Origin of the sequence: Halorubrum lacusprofundi ATCC 49239 (assembly GCF_000022205.1) — an archaeon.
In the GTDB taxonomy this organism is placed as follows: Archaea; Halobacteriota; Halobacteria; order Halobacteriales; family Haloferacaceae; genus Halorubrum; species Halorubrum lacusprofundi.
In genome coordinates, this window is sequence record NC_012029.1 from 2,395,605 (window position 1) to 2,410,899 (window position 15,295).

Annotated in this window: 17 protein-coding genes and 1 pseudogene; 13 read left to right on the plus strand and 5 right to left on the minus strand. The window is 66.6% G+C overall.

The window, feature by feature from the left end; all coding sequences use genetic code 11:
- Positions 1 to 16 precede the first annotated feature (16 nt).
- A complete protein-coding gene (han, locus tag HLAC_RS11940; protein WP_015911098.1) occupies positions 17 to 1,963 on the minus strand; it encodes a Hef-associated nuclease in 1,947 nt (648 codons plus the stop codon).
- Positions 1,964 to 2,113: 150 nt separating this feature from the next.
- On the opposite strand from han, the gene HLAC_RS11945 reads away from it, so the two are divergent.
- The 4 genes from HLAC_RS11945 (at position 2,114) to HLAC_RS11960 (ending at position 4,887) form a co-directional block, all read left to right on the plus strand.
- Positions 2,114 to 2,635: a Mov34/MPN/PAD-1 family protein gene (locus HLAC_RS11945; protein ID WP_015911099.1), complete on the plus strand. Its 522-nt coding sequence runs from the start codon at positions 2,114 to 2,116 to the stop codon at positions 2,633 to 2,635.
- Complete coding sequence (locus tag HLAC_RS11950) at positions 2,632 to 3,093, plus strand: FAD synthase family protein (protein ID WP_015911100.1); 462 nt, start codon at positions 2,632 to 2,634, stop codon at positions 3,091 to 3,093. Before HLAC_RS11945 ends, HLAC_RS11950 begins: the two co-directional genes overlap by 4 nt.
- A 76-nt stretch (positions 3,094 to 3,169) precedes the next feature.
- Complete coding sequence (locus tag HLAC_RS11955; protein ID WP_049933596.1) at positions 3,170 to 4,573, plus strand: heme o synthase; 1,404 nt, start codon at positions 3,170 to 3,172, stop codon at positions 4,571 to 4,573.
- A gap of 71 nt (positions 4,574 to 4,644) precedes the next feature.
- On the plus strand, positions 4,645 to 4,887 hold the full coding sequence (locus HLAC_RS11960; RefSeq protein ID WP_015911102.1) for an Rdx family protein: 243 nt from the start codon (positions 4,645 to 4,647) through the stop codon (positions 4,885 to 4,887).
- 40 nt (positions 4,888 to 4,927) lie between these two features.
- Here the strand turns inward: HLAC_RS11960 and HLAC_RS11965 are convergent, their stop codons facing one another.
- Both HLAC_RS11965 and HLAC_RS11970 read right to left on the minus strand, forming a co-directional pair.
- A complete protein-coding gene (locus HLAC_RS11965; protein ID WP_015911103.1) occupies positions 4,928 to 7,378 on the minus strand; it encodes a heavy metal translocating P-type ATPase in 2,451 nt (816 codons plus the stop codon).
- A gap of 100 nt (positions 7,379 to 7,478) precedes the next feature.
- The gene (locus HLAC_RS11970) at positions 7,479 to 7,688 is read right to left on the minus strand and encodes a DUF8131 family protein (RefSeq protein WP_015911104.1); all 210 of its coding nucleotides are present in this window, start codon (positions 7,686 to 7,688) and stop codon (positions 7,479 to 7,481) included.
- Positions 7,689 to 7,785: 97 nt separating this feature from the next.
- Here HLAC_RS11970 and HLAC_RS11975 point away from each other — a divergent pair, with 97 nt between their 5' ends.
- The 9 genes and pseudogenes from HLAC_RS11975 (at position 7,786) to HLAC_RS12015 (ending at position 14,227) form a co-directional block, all read left to right on the plus strand.
- The gene (locus HLAC_RS11975) at positions 7,786 to 7,992 is read left to right on the plus strand and encodes a hypothetical protein (protein ID WP_015911105.1); all 207 of its coding nucleotides are present in this window, start codon (positions 7,786 to 7,788) and stop codon (positions 7,990 to 7,992) included.
- 7 nt (positions 7,993 to 7,999) lie between these two features.
- Entirely contained in the window at positions 8,000 to 8,515 is a 516-nt protein-coding gene (locus HLAC_RS11980; protein ID WP_015911106.1) for a cytochrome c oxidase subunit II, read from the plus strand.
- Entirely contained in the window at positions 8,512 to 10,305 is a 1,794-nt protein-coding gene (locus HLAC_RS11985; protein ID WP_015911107.1) for a b(o/a)3-type cytochrome-c oxidase subunit 1, read from the plus strand. The genes HLAC_RS11980 and HLAC_RS11985 overlap by 4 nt, the downstream gene beginning before the upstream one ends.
- Complete coding sequence (locus HLAC_RS11990) at positions 10,302 to 10,517, plus strand: hypothetical protein (protein ID WP_015911108.1); 216 nt, start codon at positions 10,302 to 10,304, stop codon at positions 10,515 to 10,517. The genes HLAC_RS11985 and HLAC_RS11990 overlap by 4 nt, the downstream gene beginning before the upstream one ends.
- A 115-nt stretch (positions 10,518 to 10,632) precedes the next feature.
- Positions 10,633 to 10,884 carry a DUF7542 family protein gene (locus HLAC_RS11995; protein WP_015911109.1) on the plus strand — a complete coding sequence of 84 codons (252 nt, stop codon included), beginning with the start codon at positions 10,633 to 10,635 and terminating at the stop codon, positions 10,882 to 10,884.
- 166 nt (positions 10,885 to 11,050) lie between these two features.
- Positions 11,051 to 11,293 (plus strand): sulfurtransferase TusA family protein, encoded by a 243-nt coding sequence (locus HLAC_RS12000; RefSeq protein ID WP_015911110.1) that lies wholly within the window; start codon positions 11,051 to 11,053, stop codon positions 11,291 to 11,293.
- A 1-nt stretch (position 11,294) separates the two neighbouring features.
- Positions 11,295 to 12,441 (plus strand): annotated as a pseudogene (locus tag HLAC_RS12005) (NAD(P)/FAD-dependent oxidoreductase).
- A 1-nt stretch (position 12,442) separates the two neighbouring features.
- A complete protein-coding gene (locus tag HLAC_RS12010) occupies positions 12,443 to 13,090 on the plus strand; it encodes a helical membrane plugin domain-containing protein (RefSeq protein ID WP_015911112.1) in 648 nt (215 codons plus the stop codon).
- 138 nt (positions 13,091 to 13,228) lie between these two features.
- On the plus strand, positions 13,229 to 14,227 hold the full coding sequence (locus tag HLAC_RS12015; RefSeq protein ID WP_015911113.1) for a Gfo/Idh/MocA family protein: 999 nt from the start codon (positions 13,229 to 13,231) through the stop codon (positions 14,225 to 14,227).
- 20 nt (positions 14,228 to 14,247) lie between these two features.
- Here the strand turns inward: HLAC_RS12015 and HLAC_RS12020 are convergent, their stop codons facing one another.
- Both HLAC_RS12020 and HLAC_RS12025 read right to left on the minus strand, forming a co-directional pair.
- Positions 14,248 to 14,835 carry a DsrE/DsrF/DrsH-like family protein gene (locus HLAC_RS12020; protein WP_015911114.1) on the minus strand — a complete coding sequence of 196 codons (588 nt, stop codon included), beginning with the start codon at positions 14,833 to 14,835 and terminating at the stop codon, positions 14,248 to 14,250.
- Between the two features lies 1 nt (position 14,836).
- Positions 14,837 to 15,091: a sulfurtransferase TusA family protein gene (locus tag HLAC_RS12025; RefSeq protein ID WP_015911115.1), complete on the minus strand. Its 255-nt coding sequence runs from the start codon at positions 15,089 to 15,091 to the stop codon at positions 14,837 to 14,839.
- Positions 15,092 to 15,295: the final 204 nt, after the last annotated feature.

Sequence of the window (15,295 nt, forward strand, 5' to 3'; positions counted from 1 at the left end):
GGCGTTCGGGTCCGCGTCAGTCGTCGATCGCGACCGTCGACGAGAGCGCCTCGTCGATCTCCGCGTCGGCCATCTTCTCGACGAGCGTCTCGATAACGGCGCTACGGCGGCCCTTCACGAACTTGATCGAACCGACGACGAGGTGACCGCCGCCCGAGACGCCCGCTTCGGGAAGTTCCTCGTTCAGTTCGGTCACCATGTTCGGGATGTCGAGCCGAACGCCATCGGAGCGAAGCACGCAGAAATCGGGACCGTAGCCGATGGTGATGACGGGGTCACCGGTTTCCTTGACGCGAGTGTCGTGGAGCTCGCCGGTCGTCTTCCCGGGCGCGGGGTAGGTGAACCGGTGGGCGTACTCGTCGAGGTCGATGCGGTAGAGGTGCGCGCCGGAGGCGAGCCGCTCGTGTTCGACGTGGTCGTCGACGGCGTCGAGCTGGCGTTGCACGTCGCGGTCGGCTCGCTCGGAGAGGAACTCGACCAGCTCCTCGTGGCGTGCTTCGTCCTCACAGCCCACGTTGAGGGCGTCGTTGACGAGGGTCTTCCCCTCGGAGTAGCGCAGCCAGTGGGCGGCGTAGTCGAGCGCTTCGCCGATGTCGAGCAGGTCGGACTCGTCGTAGCCGGCGCCCTCGGCGAGCGCGACGTAGTCGTCCATCGTCTCCGCCTTCGAGCGGTCGGAGAGCCCGGCGACCGCCGGGACGTGTTCGAGTTCGCCCGTGATCGACGGGTCGATCAGCCGGGCGAGTTCGACGCACATCATCCCCGTGGTGACTCGGTAATCCTCGTCGTGGAGGTACGGGTTGACGTGGGCGTCGAGGAGCGGTTCGACGGCCTCGGGATCGGGGTGGTGGTGGTCGACGACTGCGATGGGGATGTCGTAGTGCGCGAGGTTCTCGTAGGCGGGCACGTCCTCCTCGGTCGAACCGTTGTCGAGCATCAGTAGGAAGGGGAGCTTCTGGCCGTGGCGGGCACGCCCCTCCAGCGCGAAGTTCAGATCGCGGGTCACGTCCTCCATCTCGTAGTACGGCGCCTTGCTCGGGAGCCGCTTGAACAGGTGTTGGGCCGCGTCCGGGTCCTCGTGGACATCGCAGACGAAGTTCTCCAAGGCGAGCTGGACTGGGATCGCGGCACACATCCCGTCGCCGTCGGCGTGGTGTCGGACGCGGATCGGACGGCCGGCGAGCACGGTGCGGCGGAGCAGCCGCGCCAGTTCCCGGAGGTCGTCGTGGATCGGCTCGAACGCCTCCCACTCGACGAGCGGGTCGACGTCGGCGGGCTCGGCGCGCTCGTCGAGAGCCGCCTCGAAGCGCTCGCGGGCTTCGGCCGCTCGCCCCTCGGGGAGCCGCTTCAGCGAGTCGACCTCCAGCTGGAGAGCGTTCTCGCGGGTCTCAACCGTCCCGCTGACGTGGACCATGTCGCCGACCTCGACCTCGGGGTACGCGCGGACGCCGGCCTCCTCGAAGGCGGCACACGAGACGACGCCGGAGGCGTCCGCGACGGCGAAGATCGTCGGCCCACCTGTCTGTTTCGCCTGCACGACCTCTCCTTCGACGGTGACCTCGTCGCCGGGCGTGAGCCCGCGGACGCGGGAGACGGTCGGCTCGTGGACGACCGTCTCCGTGCGGTAGTCGTCGAGGTTCTCGTCGTCGAACGCCACGTCGCCGTTCTCCTTCACCTCGGTCAGCCGGACCACCAGTCGGTCGCCGACGGCGTAGTCACCGTCGAGATTCGACTCGTGGACGAGCCCCGAGAGGGCGTCCGAGACGTCGACGAAGATGCCGTAGTCGACGACGCAGTTGACTTCAGCGTGGTACAGCGCATCGACTTCGGCGTCTTCAAGGGTGCAGTCCGATGCCAGATCGTAGACAGTCGGCCGGTCGTCAGCCGCCCCCTCCGCCGTGTCGGCGTCGGGTTCGGGGCTCGAATCGCCCCGCGTGCCGGAATCCCCGGCGGTGTTATCGCTCATGGACGCTCATCGGGAACGGCCGGTGTTAAGCTTGTTCTCTCGCGTCTCCGGCGCCGACGGGAGCGTGGCTCCGGCGGCGTTTCCAGCGGAGCGACGGGGCCTTCTCCGCGGTCCGGAATCCATATGGGGCGACGGCACCTCCGCTCGCGTATGCGACTGTTCCGCTCGGACGAACTCCTCGGGATCGCCCGGGAGACCATGGAGTTCGTCCTCGAGGCGAGCGAGGAGAGCCACCCCGACGAGTACATGGGGTTCCTCCGCACGGACGACGCCCGGAAGCTCGACCTCGACCGGGACGGGCAGGTGATAACCGATGTGCTCGTCATCCCGGGTACGGAATCGAACCCGACGAGTGCCAGCGTCCGCACCCACATGAAGCCGAACGACATGCGGGCGGTCGGCTCGGTCCACTCCCATCCGAACGGTGCGCTCCGGCCGAGCGACGCTGACCTCGCGACGTTTGGACAGGGACAGATCCATATCATCGTCGGCGCTCCGTACGGGTGGGGCGACTGGAAGGCATTCGACAACGAGGGCCGACAGACGACCCTCGACGTGCTCGACGTGGAAGTGCCCGACGAGCACTTCTTCGATTTTACCCAGGAGGACATCGATCGCGAGATCGGCGAGGAACGACGCGATGACGGTGGCTTCCTCTCGTGGTTCCGATGACGCGGGTCGTTGCACAGGGGACCTTCGACCTACTCCATCCCGGCCACGTCCATTATCTGGAAGACGCGGCGACGTACGGCGACGAGCTTCACGCCATCGTCGCCCGCCGCACCAACGTCACCCACAAGCCGGCACCGATCCTCTGTGCCGAACAGCGCCGCGACATGGTCGCGGCGCTCACCGCGGTCGACGAGGCCCATCTCGGCCACCCCGAGGACGTGTTCGTCCCCATCCAGCGGCTCGACCCCGACGTGATCGTGTTGGGATTCGACCAGCACCACGACGAGGCCGACATCGCCGCCGCGCTCGCAGAGCGCGGTATCGACTGCCGGGTTGAGCGCGCCTCGGGCCGCGATCCACGGTACGAGGACGAACTGCTCTCCAGCGGCGACATCGTCGATCGGATCCTGAAACAGCGCGGATCCGACTGCGACGGCGCCCGCGAGGGACAACGATAGTGATCCCACAGAGCGACGAACGCCACAATACGCCGAAGCGCGGAACCTATATGGGTCGGTTCCTAAAACCGTCCAAGTGACGATACCTGACCGATTCCCCGCGGTTCTCGCGGCGGCGGCGATGGGCGTGTACCTCCTGATCGTCGTCGGCGCTACCACCTCGCTCACGGAGGCGGCCGCGGCCTGCGGCGGCTGGCCCGCCTGTGGGAACGGCGCCGAGCTCCCGACGGCGACCGAGGGCTGGATCGCCCTCGGCCACCGGCTGCTCGCGGTCGTCGTGGGGGCCCTCGTTGCCCTCTCCGCCGTCCTTGCATGGCGCGACGGCGCGAGCCGTCGAATCCGGGCTGCGCTCACCGCCGCGCTGCTCGTGTACCCCGCGCAAGCCGGCGTGGGCGCGCTCGTCGCGGTGGGCAGCCTCCCGGCCGCGCTCGGCTCTCTTCACCTTCTCCTCGGCGTGGCCATCTTCGCGGCCGTGCTCGCCGGGCTCGCGTGGTGGCTGGAAGCCGAGACCGGCGACCCGGACGACGTTCCGGTCGACTTCCAGCCCGGGACTGACGACCTTCCGCCGGTCGAGGACGCCCCCGAACCGGATGTACCGACCGCAACGGTCCCCCGGCTGCGGGCGACTGCGGCGGCGTACTTCCGGCTGATGAAGCCGCGGCTGATGTGGCTGCTCTGTCTGGTCGCCGCCGCCGCGATGGCGCTGGCCGGCGGTTCCGGATTTACCCCCCGCATTGTGGCCGCGACGCTCGTCGGCGGCGCGCTCTCTATCGGCGCCTCCGGCACGTTCAACCACGTGCTCGAACGCGACGTGGACAAGCGGATGCAGCGCACGAACGACCGCCCGCTGGCGACCGACCTCGTGCCGGTGTCCCACGCGCTCGCGTTCGGGGGAACTCTCACGCTCGTCTCGGTCGGTCTGTTCTGGACGGTAAATCCGCTGACAGCGGCGCTCGGACTGATCGCTATCGTGTTCTACAGCGTCGTGTACACCCTCATTCTGAAGCCGAACACGGTGCAAAACACCGTGATCGGCGGGGCCGCCGGCGCGCTCCCCGCCCTCATCGGCTGGGCCGCGGTGACCGGCGAAATCGGCGGCGGCGGGCTGTTGCTCGCACTGGTCATCTTCCTGTGGACGCCCGCGCACTTCTACAATCTCGCGTTGGCCTACAAGGACGACTACGAGCGCGGCGGCTTCCCGATGATGCCCGTGGTTCGCGGGGAGACGACGACGCGCCGGCACATCGTCTGGTACCTCGGAGCGACGCTCGTCGCGGCGGTCGCACTCGCGGCGGTCGCAGAGCCGCTCGGCGCACTCTACGCCGTCGTGGGTGTCGCCGTCGGCGCCCTGTTCCTCTGGATGGTCGTCCGGCTCCACTACGAGCAGACTGAGGACGCGGCGTTCCGGGCGTTCCACGCGTCGAACGCCTACCTCGGCCTCCTGCTGTTCGCCGTCGTGTTCGACGCGCTCGTGGTCTGAGCGCGGTGGTCCAGGAGAGACGTCCCGCCAGACGCCTCTTTTAAGACCGCTCGCGCCCCAACGTTTCTCGTATGACCCGCATCGAAGTCGAGTACTGCGTCCCGTGCGGCATGTTGAACCGCGCCCGAGATGTCTCGGAGGCGATCCTCAAGCAGTTCGGCGAGGAGATCGACGAAGTCGCGTTAGTGACCGGCGACGACGGTGTGTTCGTCGTGCGCGCCGACGGCGAGGTCGTCTTCGACAAGACGGAAGACGAGTACGACGTGGACGCCATCGTGCGCGCGGTGAAACCGTATGTCGGCGCGGCGGCGTAACGGCGTGACCGGCTGACAGCCTCGCAGTCGCCTCCTTCCGCTACTCGCCTTTATAAACGGCTCGCGCGGAGTTCGACACCACGAGGAGGCTGCTCGTCCCCATCGCGACCGCGGCGAAAAGTGGATTGAGGACCCCCGAGACGGCCATAGGGATCGCGACCGCGTTGTAGACGAACGCCCACCCGAGGTTCTGCTTGAGCCGGCGGTTCGTCCCGCGGGTGACTGCGAACAGTTCCGGAATTGCCGACAGGCGGTCCTCCAGCAGGACGGCGTCGGCAGCGTCGGCGGCCAGATCGGTCCCGCTCGCGACGGAGATACCGATGTCGGCCGCCGCGAGCGCGGGCGCGTCGTTGCTCCCGTCGCCGACCATCGCGACGCGCTCGGTCGCGGTCAGGCGCCGAACCGTCTCGGCTTTCGCCTCCGGCGGGACCTCCGCGAACGTCTCGTCGATCGCGGGATGCTCCTCGAACCGGCGGGCCGCGGCCGGGGAGTCGCCGGTGAGCACGACCACCCGGCGCCCGTCCGCCGCGAGGTCCTCGACGACCGCCTCCCAGCCCTCGCGCACCTCGTCGCCGACGACGAGAACGCCTCTGACGGCCCCGTCCCAGCCGACGTACACGGGGACGCGACCCGCCTCGCGAGCGTCCGCGCCGACCGCGTCAAGCGACTCGGACACGGCCCACGCGTCGCCCTCGAACAGCGACCGGTGACCGACGACGACCTCGTCGCCGTCGATCCGTCCGGAGACGCCCCTGTCCGTGACCGTCACGTCCGCGGCCGCGGGCGACGGTTCGGTCGCGGCCCCCGTGCCGTCGTCCCTCGCCGCGCTGCCGTCGATCGCCGTGCCGCCGTCAGTCGCCGCGGCCGGGCGAGCGGCGATCCCGTCGCCTTCCGTCTCTTCTCCGCGCACCCCCGCGACGATCGCCTCCGCGATCGGGTGGACCGAGGCGCGCTCCAGCGCCGCGGCCCGTTTCCGAACGGTCGCCGGGTCCGTTCCGTCCGTCTCGGCCCCGAGCAGCCGCATCTGCCCGTCGGTGAGGGTCCCGGTCTTGTCGAGCACGACCGTGTCGATGTCGGCCGCCTCCTCGAAGACGGCGTCGGAGACGATCACGATCCCGCGCCGGGCCGCGTCGCGGATCCCGGCCGCGACCGCTAGCGGGGTTGCGAGTCCGAGCGCGCAGGGACACGAGACGATGAGCACCGTGAGTCCGACCAGCGCCGCCTCGGTCGGCGAGGCACCGAACGCGAGGGTCGCGCCGGCCGCGAGGACCGCGACCGCGACGACGAGGGGGACGAACACCGTCGCCAGCTTGTCGACGAGCCGCTGGATCCCCGACCGCGAGCTCTGGATCTCCCACAGCATCCGTACGAGCGTGTCGAGGGTACTCTCTGCGTCCTCGCCCACCTCGACGACAATCGGGGCGTCGGTGACGACGGTGCCACCACGGACCGCGTCACCCTCGCGTTTCGTCGCCGGGAGCGACTCGCCGGTGACCAGGGCCTCGTCGACCGCGGCAGCCCCCTCGGCGACGATCCCGTCGAACGGCACGCGCTCGCTGGGACGTACGAGCAGGCGATCGCCGGGGGCGACCGCGTCCGTCGCGACCGTCTCGCCCGCCTCGGTTCGGACCTCGCGGTCGGTCACAGTCGTGAGCTCCGAGAGTGCACCGGTCGCGCGCCGCTTGATCAGCGACTCGTAGTGGTTGCCGGCGGTGACCACCAGGATGACGGCGATCGTCACGTCGAAGTAGAGGTCGGTCCGGCCGAGGAACATCGCGAGGGTGCTGTACGCGTACGAGCTCACCGCCGCGATCGACACCAAGAGATCCATGTTCGGCTGGCGAGCGCGAAGGCTCACGTAGGCGCCACGCAGGATGGGGTATCCCGTATAAAACAGGACAATGGAGGCGAACACCCACACCTGCGTGAACAGGTACAGCCCCGAGACCCCGCCCAGATCGAGGAAGGGCTCGTAGCCGAAGTAGGTGGGATACAGGAAAACGACGTACCACAGCATCGCCATCATCCCGAAGAAGCCGCCGCCGATCAGGAACCGGACGACCGCGTCGTCGCCCTCGGCGTCTGGGTCGGCGCGGTTACTTGCCGAGTACCCCGCGACCGAGAGGCGCTCGGGGAGCTCGTCGGCGCCGACGGCGTCAGGGTCGTAGTCGACCCGGATCGTGTCGGTGGCGTAGCTCGCCTCCGCGGCCGCGACGCCCGCCTGCTCGCCCGCGGTCATTTCTAGGAATGACTCGCAGGTCGCACAGTGCATCCCATCGACGTGGAGGAACGTCGTCTCACCCTCGAAGTCGTCGTCCGGCTCCGCGTCCGGGCGCCGTTCCTCGACCTCGTCGAGCCCGTCGAGCCCTTCCGCGTCACCGAGCGATCTCGCGACGGCGAGACAGCCCCGACAGCAGAACTCGCCGTCGACGTCCGGGGCCGTATGGGGATCGTCCCCGGTCGGCAGGTCACAGAGTGTACAGGGTGGCATGTGTGTTCGCTTCAGAGGGTCCACAGGAGTGGTTCGTGGCTCGGATACGCCGAGTCCTGCTCGGCGCGATCTGGTCGCCGACTACGTCCGGTCCAGTCGACTACGCCTGTTTCGGGTCCGCCGCGCCGTCGTCACCACCGCCGATCCCCGGCAGGCTCCCGCCGGTCGCCACTCGGAGGCTCGCCCAGATGAGCAGCACATTCACCAGCGTGATCGCGACGAAGATCTCCGATCGGTCCGCGATGAACACCGCCGCGGGGACGAGCCCGCCGAGCACTAAGAGTACGGCCTGTTGGAGCGAGAAGTTCATGCCGTAACCAACGGCCGGCCGAACATATATAACACCCGTGTTTTCAGGGTCCGAGAACGGATAGACGTTATATGGTTCCTTATCAATAACGGGGCCCATGGGCCGAAACGAGGCCGCACACGCGCCCGCAGACGACGTGAGCGGTGACACAGTGAGCGGTGACACAGTGAGCGGTGACACAGAGGAGTTCGATCCGATCGGAACCCTCACTCTCATCGGGATATATTTCGTTATCCTGGTGCTTTCGTGGGTGTACATCTACTACATCGAGTTCCTCGGCCGCGATCTGGTCGTTGTGGGGTGATCATTGTATGCACATTCACGCCTACGAGAAGATCTGGCTCGCGGTATCGGTGCTCCTGATACTGTTCCTCATCGGGTCGGTCACGTACGGCGCCGTCGGTCCCGGCGTCGCGATGGTGAGCGACACCGAACCGGCGATCGATTCCGGCGGGCTCGACGAGGACGAGCGGTTCTCGGAGCCCCGTGTCGAACAGGTCGGTGAAAACGAGTACGCGGCGTACGTCGTCGCCCGTCAGTTCACCTTCCAGCCCGACCCGATCGTCGTGCCAGCGAACAGCACCGTGACGTTCTACGTCACCTCCGCGGACGTGATCCACGGCTTCGAGGTCGTCGGAACGAACGCCAACGCGATGGTCGTTCCCGGCGAAGTCTCTGAGCTCACCGTCAAAGTCGAAGAACCGCAGGAGTACGGCCTCATCTGCAACGAGTACTGCGGCGCCGGTCACCACGTTATGGAAGGAAAAGTCAACGTCGTCAGTCAGGCGGAGTACGAGGATCGAACCAGCGGAGGTGATGGCGAATGAGCGAGGCGATCGAAGGCGATCGGACGTTCGTCGACAAGTTCCCCGAAGAGGCGCGGATCGTTCGTGCCGCTCTTCTCAGCTCCTTCTTCGCGCTCACGCTCGGCGCGATCTTCGGGATCATCCAGACGCTCCATCGCACCGACGTCTTCCGGGGAATCATCTCCTCCACCGACTACTACACATCGCTCACCGCGCACGGTGTGTTCCTCGCGCTCAGCTTCACGACGTTCTTCCTCGTCGGGCTGTTCACATGGGCGGTCGTGCGGAGCCTTGATCGGCCGCTGATCAACACCAAAATCACCTGGACGTGGTACGGACTCATGGCTGTCGGGATGACGATGACCGGTATCTCGATCCTCGCCGGATTCGTCGATTCGATCGACATGAGCGCGGACGTGCTGTTCACCTTCTACGCACCGCTACAGGCACACCCCATGTTCTACGCGGGGCTCGCCGTGTTCATCGTCGGGTCGTGGATCGCCGGCGCCGACTTCTTCCGGACGTGGCTCGCGTGGAAGCGTGAGAATCCCGACGAGCGGATCCCGCTGCAGACGTTCATGGTGCTGACGACGATGGCGATGTGGTACATCGCGTCGTCGGCTGTGGCGGCATCGGTGCTCATCTTCCTGCTGCCATGGTCGCTCGGACTGATCGATCAGGTGAACCCGACGCTGACCCGGACGCTGTTCTGGTTCTTCGGCCACCCGGTCGTGTACTTCTGGCTGATGCCGGCGTACCTGCTGTGGTACACCGTTCTCCCGAAGATCGCCGGCGGGCGGCTGTTCAGTGACCCGCTCGCCCGCGTCGTGTTCGTGCTGTTCCTCCTGCTGTCGACTCCGGTCGGGATTCACCACCAGTACCTCGACCCCGGAATCGCGGAGGGGTTCAAGTTCATCTCGATGACGAACACGATGTTCCTCCTGTTGCCGAGCCTGCTCACCGCGTTCACGGTCGTGGCGAGCGTGGAGTACGGCGCCCGCCAGCGCGGTGGGACCGGCCTCCTCGGCTGGCTCACCGACCTCCCGTGGCGGAAGCCCGAGTTCACCGGGATGATGCTGGCGGGCCTGATGTTCGCCGCCGGCGGCTTCTCCGGGATGGTGAACGCCGGGATGAACATCAACTACATGATCCACAACACGATCTGGGTCCCGGGCCACTTCCACCTCACCGTGGGGACCGCGGTCGCGCTCACCTTCATGGCGGCCACCTACTGGATCTGGCCGCAGATCACTAACAAGCCGATCTACAGCCGGTCGATCGGGCTGTTCCAGGTCGTACTCTGGTTTATCGGCATGGCACTGATGTCGAACGCGATGCACGCGCAGGGGATCTTGGGCGCCCCGCGGCGGACCGCAGAGCCGGAGTACTCCGGGTTCGACTACCCGACGATGTTCGGCGGGTTCGAGGAGCTCAATATCCAGATCGCGATCGGCGGGACGCTGCTTTTCGTCTCGACGGTCCTGTTCATCGGGAACCTCGTGCTCACGATGGGGAACCCGAAGGTCTCCGGGCTCGCGGAGTCGCTGCCGCCGGCGCTGTCCGGTCCCGACGACGCGCCGCAGGTGCTTGACAACCTCCGGCTGTGGTTCGGAATCGCGCTCACGCTCGTCGTGCTCGCGTACGCGCTCCCGCTTGCAGCGATCATCAACCGCGGCGGGCTCCTCGGGCCGGGTGTCGGCACGTACCCGGTGTGGCTTGTGCCCGCGCTCGACGCGCTCGCAAACGCGGTGACGCCACTACTCGGCGCAATCGGCGACGCGTCGACCTCGCTCGTCGAGGTGGTTCGATGACCGTCGACGTGAGCCGCGGCGGGCTCTTAGTGACACTCGCGATCTTCAGTGTGATCATCTACGAGCTCCGGACAGTGCTCGACTTCATCGGCATCGAGCTGCCGCTGATTCCGTACATGGCCGGTGTCTTCATCCTCGCCGGCGTGACGGTCTGGTTCATCACGCTCAAGGGAGGCTGGCGAACTGATACCGAGAGCGACGAGCCGACGTAGCGACGCGTCGATACCGCTTCGCTCTATTTCGAGACGGCAATCGGCCGTTTTTTGCGCTTCCGCTGACCTCACCGGTGACCACGGTAGTTATGTATATATAGCGCAAGACACATGCATGGACGGAACACGCGTCACGGTTCAGTGTCGCAACTGTTCGCTCGCGGCGACGTACGACAGGCTCCGAGACGCCCGAACAGCTGTGGACGACCATGAGTCGACGACCGGTCACGACGTCCGGTGGGAGATCGAGTCGCTCGATGCAGGCGTCTCGCAGGCGGGCGCAGACGCAGGCGTCTGCGGTCGTCCGGGGTGCGCGAACGAGGACTCGCCGCTCGTCGACCCGGAACCGCCGGAACCCGAGTCGTAGCCGAAACACCGTCGGAACCGTCGTCAGAGCCGTCGTTAGGATTGTCGACGACCTCACCGCCGAACCCGTGAGTCGATTGTGGTATAAATATGTTCTGAGCATTTCTTTATATTGGAACCACCACACAATATTAACTCCGCGGAGAGCAAAGGATCGCCTGTAACCCATGTCCGATATCGACATCGAACCCACAGACACCGTCGACGCCCGCGGAGCCGCCTGTCCCGGACCGCTCATGGACCTCATCGGTCGAGTCCGATCCGCCAGCTCCGGGGACGTCATCTTGCTCTTGAGCGACAACGATCAGTCGTTGACCGACGTCTCCGAGTGGGTCGACGAGACCGACAACGAACTGCTCGCGGTCGACGAATCGGGCGACGACTACGGCTTCTACGTGGAGGTCGCGTGAGATGACCGACCGTATCGCCATCCTCGGGGGTGGCACGGGCGGAACGGTGCTCGCGAACAACCTCGCGGACCGGCTCGCCCTGGAGATTGACGCCGGCGACGTCGAGGTGACGCTGATCAACGACGACCCGGACCACGTGTACAAGCCGGTGTGGCTGTACGTCCCGTTCGGCCAGCGCGAGCCCGCCGACGGGCGCCGACCCCTCCGCGACCTCGTCGACGACCGGGTCGACGTCGCGATCGACCGGGTGACCGAGATCGACACAGACGCAAAGGAACTCGCGCTCCGTGACGGCTCCGGACCGCTCGGCTACGACCACCTCGTCGTCGCGACGGGCTCGACGCTCGCCGACGACGAGATTCCGGGGCTCGCAGCGGGCGGCCACGACTACTACTCGGAGTCCGGCGCACTGGCGCTCAGAGACGAACTCCTCTCGATGACCGAGGGCCACCTCGTGTTGAGTGTCGTCGGCACGCCGCACATGTGCCCGGCGGCGCCGCTGGAGTTCGTCTTCATGGCGGACAGCTGGTTCCGTCAGCGTGGGCTCCGCGACGACATCGAGATCACGTACACGTACCCGATCAACCGCGTCCACGGCAACCCCCAGATCGGCGAGTGGGCGGACCCGATAATGGCGGAGCGGGACATCAACACGGAGACGTTCTTCAACGCCGAGTCGGTCGACCCGGACGCGAAGACGATCACCTCCATGGAGGGGACGGAACTCGACTACGACCTGTTGGCCGCGATCCCGCCACACCGCGGCGTCGACGTGGTCGACGAGGCAGGGCTGGGCGATCGTGGCTGGGTCGACGTGGATAAACACACCTTAGAGGCCGAGACGGCAGACAACGTGTACGCGCTCGGCGACGCCGCGACGACCGGCGTCCCGAAGGCGGGAAGCGTCGCCCACTATCAGGCAGGCGTCGTGGCACAGCGGCTTGAAAGCGAGATCCGCGGTCGGCCCGCAACCGCGACGTACGACGGAAAGACGCTCTGTTTCATCGAGACGGGGATGGACGCCGCCTCGTTCGTCGAGTTCGACTACGAGAACCCGCCGTCGCCGGCGCCCCCCCTCCGAGAAGCTCCACTGGTCGAAGCTGGCGTACAACGAGTCCTACTGGCTCACCGCACGGGGGTTGCTCTGAGATGACGGGTGACGACCCCGAAAGCGGAGGAGAGGATCTCGACCGCGACGACCTCGAATCGATCGTCGCCGAGAATCCAGAGGCGGTCGCGACGTTCATCGACCGGCTCGATGCGGTCAACGAGTTCCTCGACGTGGTTGCACTCGGTGAGGGCGCGCTCACCGACGAGATGGTCGTCGAACTCGCGGGCACGGCCTCGACGCTCGCGGAATCGGCGGACGGGCTCGCGACCGACGAGACCGTGGCACTCGCCGAGACCGTCGGCGGGAACGGCGCGGAGCTTCGCGAGGCGATGGAGACGCTGATCGCGCTTCAGCGAAGCGGGACGCTGGACGAGCTCGCGGAGGTCGCGGAAGTGGGATCGCTCGCAACCGCCGCGCTCGACGACGAGATGGTCCGCTCGCTGGCCGGAACGGGCTCCGCGCTCGGCGAGGTGGCAGACACCGCCGCGGACGACGACACCCGCGATGGGCTGAAGACGCTGTTGGCGGGGGTCGGCGCCGCCCAACGGAGCGATCCGGAATCAGTGGGCGCACTTGGGCTCGCGCGGGGGATCCGCGATCCGGAGGTCCAGTACGGGCTCGGCTACGTGCTCGCGATCTCGAAGGCGATCGGGCGAGAACGCGCGGAGACCGACGACGACGTGTGAGATCGCTGGTAGCGTCCGCACCGGTCGCCGCACCTCTTTCATCGTTCTCCCTGCTACGCCCGTCACACCGGGTCCGAGCCGTCGACCGCCGCAGTCGAACCACCTGACTTTTTGATCGCTCGGAGCGTCGGCAGAGGCATGACAACTCCAGACAGTCGGCTCACCTTCGGCATCCTCGGGACGGCGGGGATCGCGCGGAAAGCCGTCGTCCCGGCGATCGCGGCGAGCGACCACGCGCTCGGTGCGGTCGCGTCCCGGGACGGCGAGCGCGCCGAGCGGTTCGCCGAGGAACACGCGATTCCGCGGAGCTACGACTCGTACGAGGCGCTGCTCGAAGACGATGAGATCGACGCGGTGTACGTCCCGCTCCCGAACGGGCTCCACGCCGAGTGGACGAAGCGGGCAGCCGACGCCGGACATCACGTGCTCTGCGAGAAGCCGCTCGCGGTCGACGCGGCGGAAGCGCGCGAGGTGACCGATCACTGCGCGGAGCGGGGCATCACCCTGATGGAGGGGTTTATGTACCGATATCACCCGCGCACCGAGCGCGCGCTTGAACTGGTCGAACGGGAGTTAGACGACGTGCGCACCGTGACCGCAACGTTCCGGTTCCCGCTGTACGACCGCCCGAACGACGTGCGGCTGGACCCCGACCTCGCCGGCGGGTCGCTGATGGACGTTGGATGTTACCCCGTTTCAATCGCCAGGGCGGTACTCGGGACGCCTGACCGGGCGTACGCGCACACGCACGACACCCGTGATGCCGGCGTCGACACGGAGCTCGCGGGCGTGCTAGAGTACGAGGACGGCCGGTCGGCGCGCGTCGCCTCCGGCTTCGACACGCAATTGGTCCAGCGCTACCGGATCGACGCGACCAACGGCTGGGTCGCGGTCAAGCAAGCGTTCGACACACCCGCCGACGAACCGGTGGAGCTGACCTACAAGATCGACGGACGGCACGGCGTCGAGACGTTCGATCCCGTTGACCACTACCGGCTGCAGGTAGAGCACTTCGCTGATCGCGTCGCCGACGGCGCTCGCCCGTTGACCGACGGAAAAGAAGCGGTCGCGAGTATGCGAGTTATCGACGCGTTATACGAGAGTGCCGCCGGAAACGGGTCGGTCGCGGTCGAGTAAGAGGGGAATCGGGTCCGCCGTCAGACGAGTAGCTGGATGTCCGCGTCGACCATGTCCTGGAACGCGGAGGCAGCGCCGACGCCGGTCGTGACGCCGTCGTAGAAGTCGTCCTCGTCGTAGCCGAGCAGGTCGATCGTCATCTGACACGCCTGCAGTTCGACGCCGCTCGCGAGCGAGGTCTCGATGAGCTCCTCCACCGTCGCGACGTCGTTGTCGTCGATTTTGTTGCGCATCATGCGCGTCGTCATCCGGTCCATGCCCGGGAGCGCGGCGATCATGTTCGGGACCGGCATGTTCGGGTTCCCCACGGAGCTGAGCTGGAGGTTCTTCGAGTTCTCCTCGTGGAGGATCTCGAGACCCCAGAACGTGTGGAAGATGGTGACGTCGTAGCCGAAGGCGGCCGCGGTGCTCGCGAGGATGAGCGGCGGGTACGCCATATCGAGCGTCCCCTTCGTCGCGATGATGACCATCTTCTGGGGACCGTCGTCGTCGACGTCGGTCCGGAGGTCCGATACCTCGGTCTCGAGTGCGTCGATGCGGGCCTGCAAGTCGGCGACGGCTTCGGGATCGAGATCGTCGTTCGTCGACGCCGGTGTGTCCGCGCTCATCTCACTCGGTCTTCCGGACGTAGTGTTTGTACACGTCCTGGCCGTCCTCGGTCGCCTCTTCCTGATCGACGAGTTCGGCCCCGTCGGTCGATTCCGCCCAGCCCGCGATGTCGCTCATGCTCCCGGAGTCGGTGGCGACGATCTCGAGTACCTCGCCGGCGGCGAGGTCGTCGAACGCGCCTTTGGTCTTGATCACGGGCATCGGGCAGTTCTGTCCTCTCACGTCTAGCGTCTCGGCTGCGGTTTCCGTACTCATGTTGGGTTCCCCGTGTTGGGGTTACTGCACAATACTGGTTCCCGCGGTATAAGTGTGTCGATACTTGTGATTAACCTGAACAACTGAATTATCGAACGCGCACCACAGACGGTGTATCGCCCTACACGTGCGTACAATGGTTTTGAATGAGCTTTCACCACATCATTATATTGTGTGTATAGTGAATTACTATACGAACTCTTA